The sequence below is a fragment of the Acidovorax sp. Root402 genome (assembly GCF_001425125.1).
Lineage (GTDB): Bacteria > Pseudomonadota > Gammaproteobacteria > Burkholderiales > Burkholderiaceae_C > Acidovorax > Acidovorax delafieldii.
On sequence record NZ_LMDQ01000013.1, the window covers coordinates 223,636 to 244,756 of the forward strand.

Annotated in this window: 21 protein-coding genes and 1 pseudogene; 7 read left to right on the top strand and 15 right to left on the bottom strand. The window is 67.4% G+C overall.

Annotation, left to right across the window (positions count from 1 at the left end):
- Positions 1 to 12 precede the first annotated feature (12 nt).
- Both ASC83_RS08515 and ASC83_RS08520 read left to right on the top strand, forming a co-directional pair.
- Positions 13 to 978 carry a tripartite tricarboxylate transporter substrate binding protein gene (locus ASC83_RS08515; protein ID WP_056062055.1) on the top strand — a complete coding sequence of 322 codons (966 nt, stop codon included), beginning with the start codon at positions 13 to 15 and terminating at the stop codon, positions 976 to 978.
- Between the two features lie 13 nt (positions 979 to 991).
- Positions 992 to 2,893, top strand: a complete 1,902-nt coding sequence (locus ASC83_RS08520; protein ID WP_235509338.1) for a CocE/NonD family hydrolase — start codon at positions 992 to 994, stop codon at positions 2,891 to 2,893.
- A gap of 22 nt (positions 2,894 to 2,915) precedes the next feature.
- On the opposite strand, the gene ASC83_RS08525 is transcribed toward ASC83_RS08520, so the two are convergent.
- The gene (locus tag ASC83_RS08525) at positions 2,916 to 3,767 is read right to left on the bottom strand and encodes a phosphatase PAP2 family protein (protein WP_056060650.1); all 852 of its coding nucleotides are present in this window, start codon (positions 3,765 to 3,767) and stop codon (positions 2,916 to 2,918) included.
- A gap of 312 nt (positions 3,768 to 4,079) precedes the next feature.
- On the opposite strand from ASC83_RS08525, the pseudogene ASC83_RS24535 reads away from it, so the two are divergent.
- Positions 4,080 to 4,454, top strand: a pseudogene (locus ASC83_RS24535) (diacylglycerol kinase family protein); the annotation flags it as partial.
- On the opposite strand, the gene ASC83_RS24540 reads toward ASC83_RS24535, so the two are convergent.
- Complete coding sequence (locus ASC83_RS24540; protein ID WP_369816966.1) at positions 4,400 to 5,140, bottom strand: DUF2694 family protein; 741 nt, start codon at positions 5,138 to 5,140, stop codon at positions 4,400 to 4,402. The pseudogene ASC83_RS24535 and the gene ASC83_RS24540 overlap by 55 nt on opposite strands.
- Positions 5,141 to 5,214: 74 nt before the next feature.
- Between ASC83_RS24540 and ASC83_RS08535 the strand changes: the two genes are divergently transcribed.
- Both ASC83_RS08535 and ASC83_RS08540 read left to right on the top strand, forming a co-directional pair.
- Entirely contained in the window at positions 5,215 to 6,003 is a 789-nt protein-coding gene (locus ASC83_RS08535) for a metallophosphoesterase (protein ID WP_056060655.1), read from the top strand.
- Between the two features lie 325 nt (positions 6,004 to 6,328).
- Positions 6,329 to 7,411, top strand: a complete 1,083-nt coding sequence (locus ASC83_RS08540; protein WP_056060658.1) for an adenylate/guanylate cyclase domain-containing protein — start codon at positions 6,329 to 6,331, stop codon at positions 7,409 to 7,411.
- A 33-nt stretch (positions 7,412 to 7,444) separates the two neighbouring features.
- On the opposite strand, the gene ASC83_RS08545 is transcribed toward ASC83_RS08540, so the two are convergent.
- Positions 7,445 to 8,191, bottom strand: a complete 747-nt coding sequence (locus ASC83_RS08545; RefSeq protein WP_056060660.1) for a haloacid dehalogenase type II — start codon at positions 8,189 to 8,191, stop codon at positions 7,445 to 7,447.
- Between the two features lie 174 nt (positions 8,192 to 8,365).
- Between ASC83_RS08545 and alaC the strand changes: the two genes are divergently transcribed.
- Both alaC and ASC83_RS08555 read left to right on the top strand, forming a co-directional pair.
- Positions 8,366 to 9,592, top strand: coding sequence for an alanine transaminase (gene alaC / locus ASC83_RS08550; protein WP_056060663.1), 1,227 nt, complete (start codon positions 8,366 to 8,368; stop codon positions 9,590 to 9,592).
- An 83-nt stretch (positions 9,593 to 9,675) separates the two neighbouring features.
- Entirely contained in the window at positions 9,676 to 10,188 is a 513-nt protein-coding gene (locus tag ASC83_RS08555) for a GAF domain-containing protein (protein WP_056060666.1), read from the top strand.
- Between the two features lie 29 nt (positions 10,189 to 10,217).
- Here ASC83_RS08555 and ASC83_RS08560 read toward each other — a convergent pair whose 3' ends face one another.
- The 12 genes from ASC83_RS08560 to ASC83_RS08615 form a co-directional block, all read right to left on the bottom strand.
- The gene (locus ASC83_RS08560) at positions 10,218 to 11,054 is read right to left on the bottom strand and encodes an urease accessory protein UreD (RefSeq protein WP_056060669.1); all 837 of its coding nucleotides are present in this window, start codon (positions 11,052 to 11,054) and stop codon (positions 10,218 to 10,220) included.
- Positions 11,055 to 11,146: 92 nt separating this feature from the next.
- Positions 11,147 to 12,532, bottom strand: coding sequence for an FAD-binding oxidoreductase (locus tag ASC83_RS08565; RefSeq protein WP_056060673.1), 1,386 nt, complete (start codon positions 12,530 to 12,532; stop codon positions 11,147 to 11,149).
- Positions 12,533 to 12,633: 101 nt separating this feature from the next.
- Positions 12,634 to 13,554 (bottom strand): ABC transporter permease, encoded by a 921-nt coding sequence (locus tag ASC83_RS08570; protein ID WP_082522388.1) that lies wholly within the window; start codon positions 13,552 to 13,554, stop codon positions 12,634 to 12,636.
- A complete protein-coding gene (locus tag ASC83_RS08575; RefSeq protein ID WP_056060676.1) occupies positions 13,551 to 14,381 on the bottom strand; it encodes an ABC transporter ATP-binding protein in 831 nt (276 codons plus the stop codon). Before ASC83_RS08575 ends, ASC83_RS08570 begins: the two co-directional genes overlap by 4 nt.
- 197 nt (positions 14,382 to 14,578) lie before the next feature.
- Complete coding sequence (locus ASC83_RS08580; RefSeq protein WP_056060679.1) at positions 14,579 to 15,577, bottom strand: ABC transporter substrate-binding protein; 999 nt, start codon at positions 15,575 to 15,577, stop codon at positions 14,579 to 14,581.
- An 86-nt stretch (positions 15,578 to 15,663) separates the two neighbouring features.
- A complete protein-coding gene (locus ASC83_RS08585) occupies positions 15,664 to 16,527 on the bottom strand; it encodes a creatininase family protein (RefSeq protein ID WP_056060682.1) in 864 nt (287 codons plus the stop codon).
- A gap of 31 nt (positions 16,528 to 16,558) precedes the next feature.
- On the bottom strand, positions 16,559 to 17,035 hold the full coding sequence (locus tag ASC83_RS08590; protein ID WP_056060685.1) for a RidA family protein: 477 nt from the start codon (positions 17,033 to 17,035) through the stop codon (positions 16,559 to 16,561).
- Entirely contained in the window at positions 17,032 to 18,351 is a 1,320-nt protein-coding gene (locus tag ASC83_RS08595; protein ID WP_056060688.1) for an amidohydrolase family protein, read from the bottom strand. Before ASC83_RS08595 ends, ASC83_RS08590 begins: the two co-directional genes overlap by 4 nt.
- 23 nt (positions 18,352 to 18,374) lie before the next feature.
- A complete protein-coding gene (locus ASC83_RS08600) occupies positions 18,375 to 18,962 on the bottom strand; it encodes an NAD(P)H-dependent oxidoreductase (RefSeq protein WP_056060691.1) in 588 nt (195 codons plus the stop codon).
- 32 nt (positions 18,963 to 18,994) lie between these two features.
- Positions 18,995 to 19,306, bottom strand: a complete 312-nt coding sequence (locus tag ASC83_RS08605; RefSeq protein ID WP_056060694.1) for a 2Fe-2S iron-sulfur cluster binding domain-containing protein — start codon at positions 19,304 to 19,306, stop codon at positions 18,995 to 18,997.
- A 189-nt stretch (positions 19,307 to 19,495) separates the two neighbouring features.
- Entirely contained in the window at positions 19,496 to 20,152 is a 657-nt protein-coding gene (locus tag ASC83_RS08610) for a TetR/AcrR family transcriptional regulator (protein WP_056062060.1), read from the bottom strand.
- Between the two features lie 67 nt (positions 20,153 to 20,219).
- Positions 20,220 to 20,735: a nucleoside deaminase gene (locus ASC83_RS08615; RefSeq protein ID WP_369750496.1), complete on the bottom strand. Its 516-nt coding sequence runs from the start codon at positions 20,733 to 20,735 to the stop codon at positions 20,220 to 20,222.
- Between the last annotated feature and the right edge of the window lie 386 nt (positions 20,736 to 21,121).

A 21,121-nucleotide genomic window follows, 5' to 3' on the forward strand; every position in this document is an offset into this window, starting at 1 on the left:
ATGATTCCCTGGATGTCCCGCATTCCGCAAACGCTCGCGCTGTTGTGTTCTTTCATGCTGTGCCACCCGCTGATCGCGGGCGCGGCCGAGTTCCCCGAGAAGCCCGTGCGCATCGTGATTCCGTTTCCAGCAGGGGCAGCTGCGGACACGGCCATGCGTGTGGTGGCACGCAAGATGTCGGACCAGTGGCGGCAGCCTGTCGTCATCGACAACCGGCCCGGTGCGCACGGCTTCCAGGCGGTCTCCTCGGCGCCGGCCGACGGGTACACGCTGCTCATGGGCGCAGGTTCCGGCATGGTGACGGCGCCGCTGCTGTCCAGCAAGCTCACGTACAACCCGTCGCGCGACTTCGTGCCGGTGGGGCGGGTGGTGGTCAACGTGCCCATCCTCACCACGCACCCGAGCCTGCAGGTCCGCACGGTGCAGGAACTCATCGAGCTGGCACGCAAGAACCCCGGCGGCCTGAACTACAGCACCAGCGGCAACGGCAGTCCGGGGCATTTGTCGATGGAGATGTTCCAGGCGGCCACCGGCACGCGCATGGTGCAGATCCCGTACAAGGGCGGCGGCCCGGCGGTGAACGAGCTGGCGGGCGGGCATGTGCAGCTGGGCATCAATGCGGTGCCCAGCGTGGCGGCGCATATCAAGGCGGGCAAGCTGGTGCCGCTGGCGGTGGCCAGCGCCAAGCGCTCGCGCGCCTTCCCGCAGGTGCCGACCATGGCCGAGGCGGGGCTCAAGGACTTCGAGTACGACATCTGGTACGCCCTGTTCGCGCCTACGGGCACGCCGGCGGAGGCGGTGCAAAAAATCAGCAAGGTGCTGCGCGCATCGCTGGCCGATGCGGAGGTGACCGCCTCGCTGGTGGCACAGGGTGCGGAGCCCGCGCCCACCACGCCGCAGGAGCTCGGCCGCTTCATCCAGGAAGACACTGCGCGCTGGGCCAAGCTGGTCAAGGACCGCAACCTCAAGCTCGACTGAGGCAGGACCTTCCATGACCACGATGATGAATCCAATGGCGCCGTCCGCCGCCCCGGCCGGTGTGGGCGGGGTGGTGCGGCACACCTGCCGGGTGCCCATGCGCGACGGCGTGCACCTGGCCACCGATGTGTATCTGCCGGCCGGCCACACCGGCCCCCTGCCGGTGCTGCTGGAGCGCACACCCTACGGCAAAGACGAACCCACCCGGCGCGAGCGCACCGCCGCCAACCCCGCACCCCTGCGGCGCGGCGAGGTGGCCGAGCGGTTTGCCCGCGAGGGCTACGCGGTGGTGGTGCAGGACTGCCGGGGCCGCTTCGACTCCGAAGGGCAGTTCACCAAGTACCTGGGCGAGGCCCACGACGGCGCCGACACCATGGCCTGGATCGTGGCGCAGCCCTGGTGCAACGGCGCCGTGGGCACCTACGGCCTGTCGTACGCGGCACACACTCAGACGGCGCTGGCCAGCCAGCGGCCCGCCGGGCTCAAGGCCATGTTTCTCGAATGCGGCGGCTTTGCCAATGCCTACCGGGGCGGCATCCGCCATGGGGGTGCTTTCGAGCTCAAGCAGGCCGTGTGGGCCCTGCGCAATGCGCGCAGCGGAAGCAACAGCCTGAGCGACGCCGCGCGCCAGGCGCTCGACCAGGCAGACATCGGCGAATGGTTCTTGCGCCTGCCCTGGACGCGCGGCGATTCGCCGCTGCAGTGGGCGCCCGAGTACGAGGACTATCTCTTCGGCCAGTGGGAGCGCGGCAGCTTCGACGACCATTGGCGCCAGCCCGAGCTGTATGCGGCAGGCCACTACGGCGCCTTCGAAGGCGTGGCCGTGATGCTGATGTGCGGCTGGTGGGACCCCTATGCGCAGACCACCACCGACAACTACCTCGGGCTCTCGCAGCGCGGGCAGGGCGACGTGCGCATGGTGCTGGGCCCCTGGACGCATGGCGAGCGCAGCGTGCCGTACGCGGGCGATGTGGACTTCGGCCGCGATGCGGTGCTGGATGGCACGCTTGCACCCGACTACGTGCACATGCGGCTCGCGTGGTTCAACCACTGGCTGCGCGGGCAGCCGCTGCCCGAGCGGCAGGACGAAGCCGTGCGCTACTTCCGCATGGGCGGGGGCACGGGTCGGCGCACGCCGCAGGGCCGGCTCGACCACGGCGGGGCCTGGCGCAGCGCGGCCCGCTGGCCCGTGCCGGCGACCACTCTGGTGCCCTGGTACCTCGCACCGGGCGGGCTGCTGTCGCAGTCCGTACCGCAGGCCGAGGCCCAGGCCGGTTTTTGCTTCGACCCCGCAAGGCCGGTGCCCACCGTCGGGGGCTCCGTCACCTCGGGCGAACCGCTGATGGTGGCCGGTGCCTACGACCAGCGCACGCACGACGGGCTGTTCGGTGCGCAGGCGCCGTTCGGGCCGCTGGCGGGCCGCGACGACGTGCTGGTGTTCCAGACGCCGCCGCTCGACAGCGATGTGGAGATCACCGGGCCGGTGACCATCGCGCTGTGGGTGTCGTCCACCGCACCCGACACCGACTTCACGGCCAAGCTGATCGACCAGTACCCGCCCAGCGAGGACTACCCCGAGGGGTATGCGATGAACCTGACCGACGGCATCCTGCGCTGCCGCTACCGCGACTCGTGGGAGCAGCCGGGGCTGATGGCACCTGGCGAGGTGGTGGAGATCACCATCGAGCCCATGCCCACGTCCAACCTCTTCCGCCGGGGCCATCGGATACGGCTGGACATCTCGAGCAGCAACTTCCCGCGGTTCGACGTCAACCCCAACACCGGCGCTCCGGAGGGCAGTGCGGGGCCACGGGTGGTGGCGTTCAACACCGTGCACATGGGGCCGGGGCGTGAGTCCTGTGTGGTCTTGCCGATGCAGCCCATGGCGTCTGCCGAGGACTCCCCCGCACGGTAAACCGGGGCGCCCGGGCGGCGGCTCAGCGGCGCGTCGCCGGGGGCGCAGCGCCGCGCCAGCGCGACACACTCTCCATGATCAGCACCGTGCACACCATCCATGTGCTGCCCAGCAGCCAGCCTGCCAGCACATCACTGGCGTAATGCACGTGCAGCACCACACGGCTCCAGCCGGTGGTGAAGATCAGCGCGCCGGCCAGCACCACCGCAGGCAGGTGCCAGGCGCGGGGCAATAGCCGCGTGGCCAAGTAGGCCAGCATGGCATAGGCCACCATCGATGCGCTGCTGTGCCCACTGGGAAAGCTGTAGCCGCTGGCCTCGGCGATGCCGTGCGTGTGCTCGGGCCGCACGCGCTCGAACAGACGCTTCAGCACCTTGGTCAACGCGCCGTTGCCCGCCATGGCCACCAGCCAGCCGGTGGCCAGCAGGCGGTGCCGGCGCAGCCACAGCAGGGCGGCCACGCCCAGCGCCAGCGTGGTCAGCACCCAGGTGTCGCCCAGGTGGGTGAGGGTGGCAAACCATTGCAGCACGGCGACGGATGTCTGTGCTTGCAGGCCTGCAGCCAGTGCGTCGTCCAGTGCGCCCCAGGTGCCCGGGGCGCGCCCGCTTTCGGCCAGCTCCGCGAGCGCGGCACCTGCCAGAGCCAGCGTGCAGGCCGAGGTGGCCATGGCGGCCACCAACACCCAGCGCGCTTGCGCCGGAAACATGCGGCCCAGCGGGGCGCCTGCGTGTTGTCGCAGGAGGCGCAAGCCGGTCAAGGCGACGCTACCCAGCAGGGCAAACGACAGCACGCCAGCCATCCACCAGCCCAGGGGGTGTTGCGCCAGCAGGGCGCCGATGTCGGTGGCGGCCAAAGCGCTGGAGGTTGTGGTCATGGAGATAGTGGGTCCTTTTTTTGGATGCACCCGCAGGGTGGGCGGCCCCTGGAGAGAAGCCGCGGGTTGTACCGAAGTTCCCAACATCCCGTTGCGTGGTGGGTGTATTGCATCGTCACTGCCGCTGTCGGCGCCGGCTGACAAAGGGTAGGCGTGGCTACCGGCTGCGAGGGGGACAACCGTTTGTCACCATGGAGTGCCCTGCAATCCGTGTTGGCAATCATCGCGTGGTGTGGCCCTGCGGGCTCGCCCGGTCGCTGCGATTGGCTCAGCGCGGTGTGGGGTTGCTCTTGTTTGTTGCAGAGTTTTTGAATGACACCTTCGGAACACACCCTCCCTCCCCAGCCCCGTGGCCCCATCCATCTGGTGGTGCCCCGGCGGCCAGGTGCCGACCTGGACCTGCTGCGCGCCAAACTCGAAGGTGTGCCTGCCCTGCAGGCGCACGACGTCGTGTGGCACGTGCCTGACCGGCGCGCCGACATCGTGCAGCTGGCCGAGCAAGCCGCCCAGGCCGCGCAGGACGATGGCGGACTGGTGGTGGCCGCCGGGGGTGACGGCACCATCAACGCGGTGGCGTCGGCCGCGCTGGGCGCCGGGGTGCCGCTGGGGGTGGTACCCATGGGCACCTTCAACTATTTCAGCCGCGAGCACGGTCTGGCGCTGGACCCCGAGACCGCCGTGCAGGACCTGCTGCAGGCGCTGCATGCCGGGGACCTGCGGCCGGTGCAGGTGGGGTTTGTGAACCGCCGCATGTTTGTGGTCAACGCCAGCGTGGGCCTGTACCCCAAGATGCTGGCCGACCGCGAGATGGCATCGCGCCGCTTTGGCCGCAAGCGCTGGGTGGCCATAGCGGCGGCGGTGTGGAGCCTGTTTCGTCCCGCATCGGGCCGCCGCTGGCGCGTGGTGATGAAGACGCACCAGGGCGCCGAGGCGCAGCAGGAGGAGCATCTGGTCACCACCCTGTTTGTGGGCAACAACCCCTTGCAGCTGGACCGCATGGGCCTGCCGCAGGCGCAGAAGGTGGCAGACGGCGGGCACTTGGCCGTGGTGATGCTCAAGCCCCAGGGGCGTTGGGCCATCGCCCGCACCGTGTGGAACGCGGCCACCGGCCAGCTCGACAAGGACAACGCGGTGGTCAGCATGGCGTGTGCCGAGCTGACCGTGGCGCCCGCCAGCTGGCGGCCCCCGCAGGTCAAGGTGGCGTTTGACGGCGAGCGGGAGTGGATGGCGCCGCCCCTGCATTTCCGCATCAGTGCGCGGCCGCTGTGGCTGGTGGCACCGAGCCCGCTGGCGCGCGATGGCGCAGCGCAGACCCCGCCACCAGAAGAGACCGCTTTCGCAGCCTCCGCAACCGACACGCCTGCGCCCGGCATTACCCCCGCCCCAGGCTTGCTGCCTGCATGATGGGGTCCCCCTTGCGCCAGCCCACTGCCTGCGACCACCTGCCATGACTGTTCTGATGCACCTGTCGGACTTGCACTTCGGTGCGCACGACCCGTTGGCGTGTGCCGCTGTGCAGCGGCTGGCGCAACGCCTGGGGGTGGCAATGGTGGTGGTGTCGGGCGACCTCACGCAGCGCGCCACGGCCGAGCAGTTTGAGCAGGCCGCGCGGTTTGTGCAGGGCCTGCATGCGCGCAGCACCCTGGTGCTGGCGGGCAACCACGACCTGCCCCTGTTTGCGTGGTGGATGCGCTGGGGCCGTTCGTACGAAAGGTTCTCTGAACAGTTCGGCATGGACCAAGAGCCGGTACGGCAGATGGGAGCGTTCTACGTGGTGGGCGTGAACACCACGCGTGCCTGGCGGCACGAGCGCGGCAGCCTGTCGTCTGCCCAGATCGAGCATGTGGCGCTGCTGCTGGCGCGCGCCCCACCTGGTGCATGGCGCATCGTGGCCAGCCACCACCCCTTGGTGGCCCGCGACGCCGAGGACCGCGACCACCGCCCCCATCGCGCCGACGAAGCCGTGGAGCGCTGGCGCATTGCCGGCGCGCAAATGCTGCTGTCCGGCCACGTGCACCAGCCGCGCCTGTTGCAGCCAATGCCGGGGCTGTGGGCCAGCAGCGCGGGCACGGCGGTGTCGCACCGCCTGCGGCACGGCAGCCCCAACAGCCTGGTGGTGCTCAGCACCGAGGCATCGGGCGCTGCGCCAGACGGCCAGGCGAGGGTGGCGGCACGGTGGGACTATGACGGCGCGGTGGGCGAGTTTGTGTGTGTGGACCGGGTGGCTGCCAGGTGACGGCGGAAGATGCATCAATTGCTATGTTGTTGATAGCATTTGATGCATATGGATGTAGCGCTTCCAGCCAAAAAGACCGAATTCTTCTACCGGGAAGCGCTGCGGCGCTGCTGGCACGCCCCACACCGGTTTGCTGATAGCGGGCAGGTGCCGCTGACCTCGCTGTTGCTGCTTTGCCCGGGGTGTTTTCACCGGTTGACCAGCCGTGGGGCGGCGCCTATTCTGGGTGGTGAATGGCAGGCATTGCCTTTAGAACCTGTTCAAGATCTTGAGCAGGTTCTTACCCCACCCACAAAAACCCGGCCGCTCCACGCCCCAGACCTCCATGCACAAAGAATTCCACCACGACGCTGTGCGCCGCCTGCAGGCGCTGATCGAACGCGAAACCGGCAAGCCGCTTGGCGAGGCGGCGCAGGCCGAGATGGCGGGCATCCTGCACGGTATGGAAAACCCCGAAGGTGCTGCCGCCAATGGCCTGGAGGTGGCGCCGCGCGAAGTCACCATCCTGCTCGCCGACCTTCGCGGGTTCACTGCGCTGTCGGGATCACAGCCCGCATCGGTGGTCATTGCGGCGCTCAACCGCTGCCTGGCACGGCTGTCGGAGGTGGTGTTCAAGTACCAAGGCACCATCGACAAATTCATGGGCGACTCGATCATGGTGCTGTTCGGTGCCCCGGTGGCTCGAGACGACGATGTGGACCGCGCGCTGCTGTGTGCGGTGGAGATGCAGATCGCCATGCGCGAGCTGAACCTGGCCCACCTGACCGAGCGCCTGCCGGAGGTGTTTCTGGGCATTGGCGTGAACACTGGCACGGTGATGGCCGGGCGCTTTGGCTCGGATGTGTATTCCGAATACACGGTGATCGGCGAGGCGGTGAACCTGGCGTCGCGCATCGAGGCGCTGAGCCTGCGGGGCCAGGTGCTCATCAGCGACTCCACCTACCAGCGCTGCTGGGGGCTGGTGTCGGCGTCCGCGCCCATGCAGGTGTTCGTCAAGGGGCGCACGCAGCCCGTCAGCCTGCGCGAGCTGATCGCCATCCCGTCGCATAAGCTCAAGGTGCCCCGCCAGGAGTTCCGCCGCAGCCACCGCGTGGACGCGCGCCTGCCCTGCCTGTGCCAGCGCATGCAGGACAAGATCGTGGTGCCCCACATCGTGCACGGTGCCATCCGCGACATTGGCTACCACGGCCTGCTGGTCGAGCTGATCGAGCCGCTGGAACCCCATAGCGAGATCAAGCTGGAGTTCGAGCTGCCGCTGGTGGACTACCGCGTGGCCGATGTGTATGCGCGGGTCATCACCCTCAAGCAAGAGGGCGACGAATGGGTGGCCGGTCTGGAGTTCACCTCCATCAGCGCCGAGTGCCGCGCCAAGGTGCAGATGTTTGTGCAGCTGCTGGTGGCGCACTGACGCGCGCGCACACAGCACCGCACCGCTGGCCGTTCAGCATCCCAGCAGGCTGGCCAGATCGGTCAGGTCCTTGGCGTGCAAGTCATTGCCGGGCTGCGGCGACACATCCTTGGGCTGTGCCACGCCAAACTCGTGTGGCCGTTCGATGTACGCCGTGCGCAGGCCACAGCCCCGCGCAGCGGCCAGGTCGTCGTGGTGCGCCGCCACCAGCGCCACCTGCTGTGGTGGCAGGTCAAACACCCGCGCCACGCCCAGGTAGGTGTCGGGATGCGGCTTGTAGGCCTTGAACACCTCGGCGCTCAACACACAGTCCCAGGGCAACCCGGCGCGCTTGGCCATGTTGGTCAGCAGGCCGATGTTGCCGTTCGATAGCGTGGTGATGGTGTAGCGCTGCTTGAGCCGCGTCAGCCCCTGCACGCTGTCGGGCCAGGCATGGAGCCGGTGCCACGCGCGGTTGAGGTGGTGGCGCTCCGCCTCGCCCAGGTGTGCCAGCCCAAAGCGCGGAAGGATCTCGTCCAGGATCTGCCGGTGCAGGGCATCGATCAGCGTCCAGCCCTGTTCGCCGCGCATCACCCGCGCCATGGCGGGCTGGTAGCCCGCGCGCCACGCCAGTGCAAACGCATCGGCATCCACCTGGGGATAGAGTGCCCGCACCTCGCGCGCAATGCTGCCGTGCCAGTCCACCACGGTGCCAAAGATGTCGAAGGCCAGCACCTGCACCTGGGCAAAGGGATGGTCGGCAGGCAGGGCAGTGGGGTTGGTGGATGGGAGGGTGTTCATGCGCCCATCGTAGAGGCGGCGGCAAGCCCTCGTCCCCACTGCGGCATTGCCGCCACACTGCGCACAAAGGGCTGGAGTGCTGCCCGCAGCTTGCGCTACATTGGCTGCGGGCTGGCCTTTCTGCCAGCCACGTCGCTCGGACGGTTCCGGGCGCTTACGTGAAAGTCACACCGCATGTCTGCATCGCAGGGCAAGCGCCGTTTTGCGCGCATCGATCGCCTTCCTCCCTACGTCTTCAACATCACGGCCGAGCTCAAGCTCGCCGCCCGCCGCCGGGGCGAAGACATCATCGACATGAGCATGGGCAACCCCGACGGGGCCACACCACCGCACATCGTCGCCAAACTCACCGAAGTTGCCCAGCGGCCGGACACCCATGGCTACAGCGCCAGCAAAGGCATCCCGCGCCTGCGCCGCGCCATCAGCCACTGGTACAAAGACCGCTACGCGGTGGACATCAACCCCGACACCGAGGCCATCGTCACCATCGGCTCCAAGGAAGGCCTGGCCCATCTGATGCTGGCCACGCTGGACCGGGGCGACACCGTGCTGGTGCCCGACCCCAGCTACCCTATCCACATCTACGGCGCGGTGATTGCCGGTGCCGACATCCGCAGCGTGCCTGTGGCGCCCGATGTGGACTTTTTTGCCGAGCTGGAAAAGGCCATCCGCGGCAGCTACCCCAAGCCCAAGATGATGATCTTTGGCTTCCCCAGCAACCCCACCGCGCAGTGCGTGGACCTCTCGTTCTTCGAGCGCGTCATCGCCCTGGCCAAGAAGCACGACATCCTGGTGGTGCACGACCTGGCCTATGCCGACATCGTGTACGACGGCTACCGCGCGCCCAGCATCATGGAAGTGCCCGGCGCCAAGGACGTGGCGGTGGAGTTCTTCACGCTCAGCAAAAGCTACAACATGGCTGGCTGGCGCGTGGGCTTCATGGTGGGCAACCCCGACCTGGTGGCCGCGCTGGCCCGCATCAAAAGCTACCACGACTACGGCACCTTCACGCCCCTGCAGGTGGCCGCCATCGCCGCGCTGGAGGGCGACCAGCAGTGCGTGAAAGACATCGCCGCCCAGTACCAGCGCCGCCGCGACGTGCTCTACAAGGGCCTGACCGAAGCAGGCTGGGCCGTGGACTGCCCCAAGGCCAGCATGTACATCTGGGCCCGCATCCCCGAGCCGTATCGCGCGCTGGGCTCGCTGGAGTTTGCGCGGCAGCTGCTGGACAAGGCCAAGGTGTGCGTGTCGCCAGGCATCGGCTTTGGCGACCAGGGGGATGAGTACGTGCGCTTTGCTCTCATCGAGAATGAGGCGCGGATTCGGCAGGCGGTGCGGGGGATTCGTGCCATGTTCAAGGCGGATGGGTTGTTGAAGCTGCCCCCGGTGATACCCGCCTGAGAAAGGCGCCGCAAGGCGGCGCTGAAACCCGTTGCAACGACTGCTTACGGCATCGGCGTGCGCCGCCGCGTAGACTGCGGCGCATGTTTCTGGACTACAACCCCGACGACCTCGACGTCACCATTTCCGAACTGCTGGTGGCCACCAGCGACGCTGCCGACCCCGACCTGCCAGCGGCTGTACCGCAGGTGCTGAAGCTGCTGCGCACCCGCCTCAACATGGACGTGGCCTTCGTGTCCCAGATCACCGAGGGGCGCAGAACCATTAAGGCGGTGGACAGCGCCGCAGACTTTTCCGCAGTGCAGCCGGGCAGATCGGACCCCGTGGAGGAAAGCTGGTGTCAGTGGGTGATCGAGGGGCGCTTGCCTGAAGCGATCAAGGACGCCGGGCCCCTGGTGGTGGCGGGCCGGGCACCCAACCCCGGCTTTCCCATCGGCACGCATCTGAGCACGCCGGTGCGGCTTTCGGGCGGGGAGATATATGGCACGTTGTGCTGCTTCAGCCGTGGCGTGCAGGCCGACGTGGACATCGGCCGTCTGCGGTACACCGCTGACCTGCTGGCCTCCAGGCTCACACTGGATCCCGGGCAGCGCTGACCTCCTCCAGGGCAGTGTTGATCGGCTCCTTACATCGCCCAGATCCGGGGTGCTTCCCCTTCCAGCGACCACATCGCCTGGCGCCACGCCACCCGCACGGCCTTGAGCAGTTTCATCGCGGGTTCCACCTGCGGCGCCAGCACGCGCACCACCACCATGCGGTCGTTGGGGCTGGTGGCGCCTGCGGTGGCCTTGACCAGGGGGTGCTGATCCATCACCGCACGGGCCGCGTCCAGTGAGGTGTCGCGGCGCGTCCGGTCAAGTGGGGTGCCTGCGGCAAAGAACATGCTGGCCATGCAGCGGTGGCCCCCCAAGCCCAAGGGGCTGCTCAGCAGCCGGTCATCGGCGGCGTCGACGACGCCGCGCTCCAGCCACAGGCCGGGCACTTCCAGGTGCTGGGTGAAGCGGCCTTGTTCAAACGGCTGGCCCGCGTGCGGCAGGCCCAGTGCGGTCACGTCCCAGGCGATGCATTCGGCGCCGGAGGCGAGGTTCAGCGTGAGGTGGTTTTCAGCGTGGCAGGCGCTGTAGCACAGGGCCTCCAGCGGCAGCCATTCCAGGCGCGCGCCTTCGGCCAGGGTGAGGTGGCTGCGCTGCAGTGCCAGCGGGCCGGTGGAGCGGTAAAAGCGCGTGGCGCCGGGCGTGGTGACCAGGCCGTGGGCGCCTGGGCCCACGGTGGCGGTGATGTCCAGCGTGTCGCCGCCCACCAAGCCGCCGGGCGGGTGCACCAGCACGTTGTGGCAGATGGCGTCGCCCTCGGGGTACAGGCTTTGCAGGATGCGCAGCGGCCCGTTGTGCTCGTAGCGGGCTACCGTGCGGGCGCTATGTTCTGCCGTGTAGTCGAGCTGAAGGCGGGCGTGCCAGGGCATGTTTCGATGGTTTGCTACTAAATGAGTAGCTGATTATGCCCTGCAGGCAAGCGGTAGAGGCCCGTGGGTGCGACACGCGCCACCCGTTTTCTCTACGCTGTTTGGCGTACAGGTGTCTGCACGGGGGCTGTGGGTTCGGCCGTGTACCAGCTGCGCAGCTTGCCCGGGTTGAGCAGGCCCTGGGGGTCAAAGCGGCGCTTCATGCCCACCACGGCCGGGTCCAGGTTGTTCTGCTTGCCGTCTTCCACGATGTACACATGTGGGTTGTTGATCTGCACGCCGTGGTCGCGGTAGATCTGCATGATCTGGTTCAGACGCTCTTCGGTGGTGTAGCGGATGATCTGCAGGCCGCTGCAGTTGAAGGCGCCCTCCTTGGTGCGCAAGAACTCCAGATGCATCATCACCTCGCCTTTCAGCGCGGCCTCCAGCGCCTTCACCTGCTTGAGGCGGTGCATGGGGTTGAAGCCGCTCTGGATGTAGGTCAGGCCCTTGTCCACCTTGAGGGCGTGCAGGGTGGTGTGGTTCCAGGTGTATTCGAGCAGCGTCTTGTGGCTGCTGGCCACTTCGTCGGCCGTCTTGCGGTAGGTGACCTGGCCGCCGTGCTGGGCCACCATGTCGCGCATGCCGGCCTCGGAGTGCGGGGCCACCAGCAGCAGCACCGCGTGCTGGTCGGCAGGCAGGTGCTCTGCCAGACTGGTGAAGTACTGCGGGATGGGCGCGGCCACAAAACACACCTCTTTCTTCTCCAGCCCGGGGGCGCTGCCAAAGCGGTCGGCAAAGTCCAGCGCGGCGTCAAACTTGTCGAAGGTAGCGATGCATTCGGTCCACTCCACGGCCGGGGCCAGGGCCACTTCCAGCTCCAGCACGATGCCGTTGGTGCCGTAGGTGTGGTGCAGCAGCATGGCTTCGGGGCCGTGCAGTTCGATGATCTGCGGTTCGGGCTCCACCGTCATCGCACGCACGGCCAGCACGTTGCCAGGCGCGGCCAGCGGGCCGTGGTTGATGGAGCCTGCCCCCCCAAAGCCGCCGCCAAACAGCCCGCCCAGCGTGGCGCTGCGGTAGGTGCTGGGCAGCCAGCGCAGCTCTTGCCCATGGGGCTTGGCCTGCGCATCAAAGTCTGCCAGCCGGATGCCCGACTGCGCGCGGCCCACACCGCCGCGCACCCAGCCAAAGGCGTTGTAGCCCGACAGGTCCAGGATCACGCCGCCGTGCAGTGGCGTGCTCTGGCCGTAGTTGCCGGTGCCGCTGCCGCGCACGGTGAGGGGGATGCCCGCGCTGGCGCAGGCGGCCACCACCTGGCGGATTTCTGCTTCGGTGCGCGGGCGCACGGCGATGTCGCCGCGCTTGCCCGCCAGGTCACGCTTGAGCACGGGGCTGAACCAGGCAAAGTCCTGTGAGAGGCGGCCCACGCGCAGCGGGTCGGCGATCCAGTCGAGGCCGGGCAGCAGGTCGGGCAGTTGATGGGCGGTGGTGGTCATGTCGGTATCTCCTTGGCCGCTGGTGGCCGTTTTGGGCAAAAGAAAGCCCTTGCCGCGCGCAAGTGGCTGCGCGCGGTGTGTTGGCGATGGGGTTGAAAGGGCTAGTCGTGCGACGTTTCGCTGGCGTGCCAGCCGCCCAGGGCGACACGGGTGAGCCAGGCCATCAGCACGAACAAGGCGACGCCAGTGAGCGAAATCAGCAGCAGTGCAGCAAACATGCGCGGGATGTTGAGCTGAAAGCCGGCCTGCAGAATCTGGTACGCCAGCCCCGCACCCTGGCCCCCAGTGCCCGCCACAAACTCCGCCACCACGGCGCCTATGAGCGCCAGGCCGCTGGAAATGCGCAGCCCGCCAAAAAAGTAGGGCAGCGCGCTCGGGATGCGCAGGCGCAGCAGCGTCTGCAGCCGCGTGGCGCGGTTGAGCTGGAAGTAGCTTTGCAGGTCAGGCTCCACGCTGCGCAAACCCAGCGTGGTGTTGCTGATGATGGGGAACAGGGCGACCAGTGCGGCGCAGATCACCATGGACGCGGTCGGGTCCTTCACCCAGATGATGATGAGCGGCGCCACGGCCACGATGGGCGTGACCTGCAGCAGCACGGCGTAGGGGAAGAGCGCGGTCTCGATGCGTTTGCTCTGCACAAACAGGAACGAGATCAGCACACCCGCCACGGTGGCCACCACAAAGGCCAGCACCGTGATCTTGACGGTGACCCACAGCGAGCCGCCCAGTGCGGCCCAATCGGTGAACAGCGTCTTCATCATCAGGATGGGCGAGGGCACCAGGTAGGGCGGTAGCTCCATGGCCGTGACCAGGCCCTGCCACAGCGCAATCAGCACCAAGCCGACCAGCACTGGGTAGACCACGCGCTGCACGCGGGGCTGGGCCATGAGCGGCGGGCGTTTGGGTGTGGCCTTGGCGGCAGGTTTGGCAGCGACGGGTGCAGGCGCTGAGCGCGGGGCGGCTGAGGGGTGGGCGGTGACCACGGGCGACGCCATCGGTGCGGAAGGGAAGGGGGTGCTCATGCCACGGTCTCCTCGGTGTCCACGCTGGCGCGCAGCAGGCTGTCCTGCAGCAGCTTGGCGTAGCGGCTGAATTCGGGCGACACCATGAAGTCGGCCGTGCGGGGGTAGGGCGCGTCGATGCGGAACTCTTCGACCACGCGACCGGGGCGTGCGGCCATCATGACCACGCGGCTGGAGAGGAACACCGCCTCGTGGATCGAGTGCGTCACAAAGATCACGGTGAGTTTTTTCTTGCGCCACAAGTCGAGCAGGTCGGCGTCGAGCTTGTGGCGCGTGATTTCGTCGAGTGCGCCAAAGGGCTCGTCCATCAGCAGCAGGTCGGGCTGGGTGACCAGGCCGCGCGCAATCGACACGCGCATCTGCATGCCGCCGGACAGCGCTCGGGGTAGCGCATGGGCAAATTTCGACAACCCCACCAGCGCCAGCGCTTCGGTCACGCGCTCATCCGCCTCGGCGCGGGGCACGCCCGCCAGGTCCAGCGGCAGGCGCACATTGGTCTGCACACTGGCCCAGGGCATGAGCGTGGGCGACTGGAAGACAAACGCCATCTTCTTGCCGCTCTCTTCCAGCTGCGCCACGGGCTTGCGCCACAGGTGCAGGCGGCCGTCGGTGGGCTCCAGCAGCCCCGCCACCATTTTCAGCAGCGTGCTCTTGCCGCAGCCCGAGGGGCCGAGCAGGGTGACGAACTCGCCTTCCTCAATGGTCAGGTCCACCGGCAGCAGGGCCTGGGTGCCATTGGGGTAGGTTTTTTCGGCCGAGAGCACCTCCACGGCGGGTGTGGGGCGCGGCGCGGGTGCCAGAGGTGGCGAGGCAGCGGGAATGGACATGGTGGTGCCTTTCGATGGATGTGGCCGGGGAGGCTGGCCGCTGTGTCAGGGCGTTGGGGCTTATCTGTCGTAGCGCTTGGCTTGGCGCCAGCCGCTGGAAACTGGCGCGGCCCGAGCCAGCGAACGCCGAGCAAGGGCCGCCCCGCAGCGAGGGCGTTGTCCCCCTTGGGGGAAGGCGCGAAGCGACTCAGGGGGGATCAAGGAAGAACCTTGAGGTCTTTGACGAACGAAGTTGTGTAGGTCTCGGCCAGCTTCACCTTGGCAGGGTCGATGAGCTTGGCGTCCACCAGGAAGTCGTAGCTGGCCTTGGCGCGTGCGTCGGTCATGATGCCGATGCCCATGGTGGCCGCGTCACCCCCGGTGGCCATGCCCATTTCCTTGAGTTTGGCCACGCTGTAGGCGAGCTGCTCGTCGGTCATGTTGGGGTTGTCCTTCTTGATGAGCGCGTTGGCCGGGGCGGGGTCGGCCAGGTAGCTCTTCCAGCCTTCCATCGATGCCTTCACGAACGAGGCCACGGCGGCGCCGCGGTCCTTCACCGTCTTTTCCATGCACGAGATGGTGGTGGCGTAGGCTGGGTAGCCTTGGTCGCTGAACATCAGCGTGTTCGCCTTGACGCCCGCCTTGGCAATCGCAAACGGCTCGGATGTCAGGTAGCCCTGCTGGGCGGCGTTCTTGTCGGCCACGAAGGGCTGGATGTTGAAGGTGTAGGGGCGGGTCTGCGAATCGGTGAAGCCGTATTTGGCCTTGAGCCAGGGCCAGTAGCCGCGCTGGGCCGACGAGGCGATCAGGATGGTCTTGCCCTTGAGGTCTTCGAATTTCTTCACGTCCTCGTGCGCGATGAGTACCTGCGGGTCCTTCTGGAATACGGCCGCCACATTGACCACGGGCACGCCGCCTTCACGCATCTGGATCATCTGCAGGTCGCTCGACCCCATCACGCATTCGGCCTGGCCGGCGGCCATCATCTGCACGATGTTGACCTGCGGGCCGCCCATCTTGATGGTCACATCCAGCCCGTACTTTTTGTACAGGCCCGTAGCCACCGCCTGGTAGAAGCCGCCATGCTCGGCCTGCGCATACCAGTTGGTCATGTAGGTGAACTTTTCCTGCGCGTGGGCTTGCATGGTGCCGACGGCACCAACAGCGAGCAGCGCGGCTGCACCAAGTTTGGAAAGGCGGGAGGCGGTCTTCATCATGGTGGTACTCCGGTAGGGTGGTGGAGGTGGAACGAAGGGACAACGAAGGGGAAGGCGAAAAGGTTTTGCGGTGGCGTTCGCAGGTTTCAGGCCAGTGCGCTGGAGTGCTCCACGTGGCCGGTGTGATGGGCGCGGCCCCAGGTGGGCTCAGTGCGCGGTGCCCACTGCAGCTTGTGCAGCTCGGTAATGGCGGCGGCCCAGCTCACGGCCAGCGAGTCGAGGATGGCGTGCCCCTGTTCGGCCGTGGCGGGCAGCGGGTCGCCAATGATTCCGCTGGGGCCGAAGTCGCGCGCACTCCAGGCACAGGCCGGGCGGCCGTCGGGTGAGAGCAGGGGCGAGTCAAAAACGGGCGGGTAGTTGACGACCGCACGCTCCATGTGCACGGTGTCGGGGGCCAGCGCCAGCATCAACGCGGTCTCGGCATGGCCTGCGTGCATGGCCAGTTTCTTTTCGGTGTCGGACAGGTACTTGCCCGCCACATGTGGCACACGCCAGGTGAAGCTGGGCACCACAATGAAGTCGCCATGGCGCAGGCGCAGCTCGCGCGCACACATCTCCATCACCTGCGGCTGGCCGCCGTGGCCGTTGACAAACAGCAGCTTGCGAAAACCCGCGCGGTAGACCGACTCGCCCACTTCGTTCATGGTGGCCAGCAGGGTCTCGCCGCTCAGCGTGACGGTGCCGGGGAAGTGCAGGTGCTCTTCGGACTTGCCGTAGGTGATCGGCGCCATCGCAAACGCAGGCACATCGGCCGGCAGGCGCGCCAGCGCATGGCCCACCACACCCGCGCTGATCACCGTGTCCACCGCACAGGGCAGGTGCGGGCCGTGCTGCTCGGTGGCGCCCGTGGGCAGCACGATGACGGTGTTCTCCTTGTCCGGCAGGTCGGCGATCTCGGTCCAGCTCAGGTAGGGCAGGTAGCGGTGGGGCGGGTTGTAGCCGTGCAGCATGAAAGACTTTCGTGAGGGTGTTGGGGCTGTATCAGCGCTGTGGCAGATAGGCCGTGGCTTCGACCTCGATCAGGATGTCGGGCGTGGGTAACATGCCGCTCACTTCCACGACGGTGGATGCGGGGGGCTCGCCGGGGAAGAACAGCTTGCGCACGCGGCTGTACTGTGGGAAGTGGTCCAGGTTCTTGAAGTACTGCACCAGCTTGAACACGTCGGACATCTGGCCGCCTGCGGCCTCGATGGTCTGGCGGATGCGGTCGAGCACATACCAGCTCTGCGCGAGGATGGGGCCTTCCTTGATGTCGCTGCTGAACTCGCCCGTGCGGCCAATCAGCGTGGCGGCCTCATGCGGGATGTCGTCGTAGCCACGCACGATGCGGCTGGCGGCAGGGTCCACGGCAATGATCCCGCTCAGGTAGATGAAGTCGCCTGCGCGGCGCCATGCGGCGTAGCGGGCCAGGGGCTGGGCGATACCTGGCGCAGGTACGGGCGCAGATGTGGGGCTCATGCGAGGCTCCTTGCGGATTGGGTGGTTGGCACATGCCAGGCAGCCGGTGCATGGCCGCTGGCGACGCGGCCCTGGCGCAGCACCACACGGCTTTGTGCGCGCGATGGAAAGCCCCAGTGGTCAGCCTGCGTGAAGACCAGCAGGTCAGCCACCGTGCCAGGCTGCAGCGGCAGCGCCGTGGTGCCAGTGCGGCCGGTGCACAGCCAGTCGGCGCGGCACAGCGATTCGCTCCATTGGTCGAAAGGTGCATCCAGCTGCGCAGCCAGCACGCCCGTGGCCAGGGCTTCCAGCGGGTCAAAGCTGCCCACGGGGCAGAACGGGTCTTGCACGTTGTCGCTGGCCACCAGCACCGGGATGCCACGTGCACGGGCTTCCTTCACCAGCGTCAGGCCGCGCTGGCGCGGTGTGCGGCCGGTGGTGGCGTCCTGCAGCAGCAGGTTGGTGATGGGCAGCGTGACCAGCGTGATCGGGCTTTGTGCCACGGCGTCGAGCGTGGCGAGGGCCGTGGCCTCGTCCTGTGCGGCCAGGGCGCAGGTGTGGCCGCAGACCACATGGCCTTCGAAACCCAGCTCCTTGAGCAGTGCGGCCGTGGTCGCCAAGCCCTGTGCGCCGGGGTGCAGTTCTTCGTCCACATGCAGGTCCACGTTCAGCCCGTGGTGTTGTGCGGCTTCCAACAGGTGGCGCAGCGCCTGCGGGTCCCAGTTGGTAGAGTGCACAAACCCGCCCAGCAAGGCGCCAGGGCCGCTCGCAGCCACGGTGGCCGCCAGCCGCAGGGCGGCGCTGCGGTCCGTGTACAGATGCAAGGGGATCAGGCTCACGCGCTCCAGCGTGATGCGGTCGGCCCAGTCGTGGGCCAGTGCGTGCAACACGTTCCAGGCCAGCGGCTGCGCGTCGGGCTCCCACCAGTCGCAGTGGGTGCGCAGGTGGACGGTGCCTGCGTCGTAGGCCCATTGCAGCGCGCGGCTGGCGCGGGCGTGGATGTCGGCTTCGGTCCAGCCCTGGCGATCCAACATCATGGCCTCGATGGCGCCCAGCAGGCCGGGTTTGACCTCTCCCATGCGCGGCAGGGTGAAGGCCTTGTCCAGGTGGGTGTGCGCATCGACCAGGCCGGGCAGCACCAGCGCGCCTGCCACGTCCCACACAGCGCCGTGTAGCGCAGGCTGGGTGCCGTGGGGCAGCACCTGCACGATGCGGCCCTGGGCCAGGCGCAGATCGGCCAGTGCGGGCTGGTGGCCCTGCTGCGGCCACGCGGAGGGCAGCAGCCAGCGCGGCAACCGGGCGCGCAGGATGTGGTCGGGGGTGTTGGATGCGTGCATGCCGTGGCCCTTAGAACGTTGTCTTATGCAAAGCGCGCCATCGCCTGGCCCACGCGGGCCTTGAAGGCCGCCAGCCGGGGCGGTGTGGCCACGTTCATGTGGTAATAGGCGTGGTAGTCCACCCGCGCCTTGCCGCCCGTGAGCAGGCGCATGTAGCGGGTGATGGACTTGCGCGGCGGGTCGCCCATGAACAGGGCCGTCCAGCGGGGGCGCCCGTAAGTGACCACGGCCGAGATGCGCCTGATGTGGGTGAGTGAGGGCTTGACGTTGTGCGGATCGCTGATGTCAAAGGCCACGCCGGGCATGAGCACGCGGTCGAAAAATCCCTTGAGCATCGCCGGCATGCCAAAGCACCAGGTGGGAAAGCAGAACACCACGGCTTCGGCCCAGAGCAGGCGGTCCACATAGCCCTGCACGGGCAACTGGTTGCTGGGCACCTCGTGGTAGCCCAGGCGCTCTTCGCGTGTCATCACGGGGTTGAAGCCCTCGGCGTACAGGTCGCAGTCGTCCACCTCATGGCCCGCGCCGCGCAGCTGCTGCACCACCTCGGTGTGCAGGGCTGCGTTGTAGCTGGTCTCTACCGGGTGGCAATAGATCACGAGGATGCGCATGGCGGGGGGCCTTCGGGTTGTGGGGGATGGGCCTACAGGTCCAGCGTGAGCGTGGCGCTGTGGCTGCGCGCGCAGCACACGGCGACGTGGGTGGCTTGCTCTGCAGCGCTCAGGCAGCTGTCGCGGTGGTCGGGCTCGCCGTCCAGCCAGCGGGTGACGCAGGTGCCGCACATACCCTGCTCGCACAGGGTTTCCAGCGGTACGCCAGCGAGCTGCAGCACATCGGCCATGCTCTCGCCGGGGGCGACGGGCAAGCGCATCTGGCTGCGCTGCAGGATCAGCTCGAATGCGTGTTCTGTGCGGGTGGCGCAGGTACTGCTGGCGGTGTCAGGGGCTGTCTGCATTGTTTGACCATGTGATTTGATCGATTGGTCAAACTATTGCAAAGGCTGTGCCAGCCACAAAAAGCGGTCAAACGTCTTTGTGGTGGATCAACGCGGCCTGAAAGCGGCTTTTGACGCCGCGTGCTGGTGCAAATTTCCCGGGACTCGTCCCTCGGGCACCCGATGCATGCCCAGAATGGGGCGGGGGCCTTAGTCTGGTGCGAGGCCGCAGCCCAGCAGCACAAAGGTGGTGAGTTCACGCACGATGGGCTCGCGGTCGATGGGCTCGTCGGGCGCCAGGCCCAGCATGATGTGCACCTGCACGCCGTAGTCGGCGTAGTGCTGCGTCATGCCCCAGATCTGCATCAGCAAAACCTTGGCGTCCACCTTGCGCATGCGGCCTTCGGCAATCCAGCGGTTGATGAGGTCCACCTTCTGCTGGGTGGACTTGACGGCCACCGGCCAGTACTTGCCCAGGTTGCGCCCACCGCCCAGCACCTCGGTGGTGAAGATGCGCGACAGGCCCGGGTTGTCCAGTGCGTAGTCGAGCTTCTTGCGCACATAGCTGCTCAACACCTTCTTGGGATCGTCGCTGTTGCTGTCAAAAATGAAGGCGCCCGACCAGCCGTTGAGCACCGAGTACAGCAACTCTTCGTACAGCTCTTCCTTGCTGCTGATGTAGTAGTGCAGCTGGGGCTTGGTCAGGCCGGCGCGCTCGGCAATGGCTTTGGTGGATGCCCCCTTGAAACCATGGCGACTGAACTCGGCAATGGCTGCCTCGCGGATGGCGCCCAGGATGCGTTCGCGCCCCTGTTTGGCGCGGCTGAGCAGCGCGCCGGAGGCGGCTTCGGCTTCGGATTCGGTCATGGCTTTGGTGCGAGGCATGGGGGGATTGCAGAGTGTGCGCCGCAGATTCTGCCCGCGCAGGAGTGGGTCAGACTTTCCAGAACCCGATATGCGGTGCGCTGGCTTCTTCGACCAGCGCCGGGCCGATGCATTCGATGGCGTGGGGCGAGGCGGCAAACACGTCGCGGCACGACAGCTCGGCGTCGCGCTGTTCGGCCCGCTCGCCCCGGAACACGCGCAGGCGTTCGGCATCAATGCCGAACACCACGCGCCCAATGCCCGACCAGAAGATGGCGCCCGCGCACATCACGCAGGGCTCGGCCGAGGAATACAGCGTGGCCTTGGCCAGGGCATCGCGGCCCACACGCGGGCTGAGCTGGCGCACGGCATTGGTCTCGGCGTGGCCGGTGCAGTCGCCGGTCTCGGTGGTGTTGCAGTAGGCCTCGGCCAGCAGGCGCCCTTCGGCACTGATGACCACGGCACCAAACGGACGGTTGCCGCGCGCGCGGGCCGTGCACGACCACGCGATGGCCTGGCGCAGGTAGGTGCCGTCGGTGTCGTTGATGGGGGTGGGGTCGTCAAAGCTGGCCGGGGGTGCAGACATGAGCGCGTGCATGGTGTAGGTGTCTCCGTCGATGGTGGGTGGGTGGCTGTCGTTGTGCAACGCCGGACTGTCTGCACGTCCGCCGCTGTAGTGCAGGGCGCTATGCATTTGGCATGCCAATCACAATCAGTGACATGTATGCATGGCTTTTGATGCGCTGTACACAAGCGCTCTCACCCTGCTTGGACACACAAGCAAGGAGCCGTGGGCATTCTTCTTGCATCGCTTTTGGCAAGAGTAGAAGCGTTCACTGCGTTGCCCCTGTGCCATCCTGCGCGGGGCGATGCCAGTCGGAAATTGCTCTTGAAGCCCGCTGTGCGCACAGCGGTGTGCGTTGGCACACCGTGGCTTCAAGGGTTGAACGGGCGGCTGCCGCAGGCGGTGCC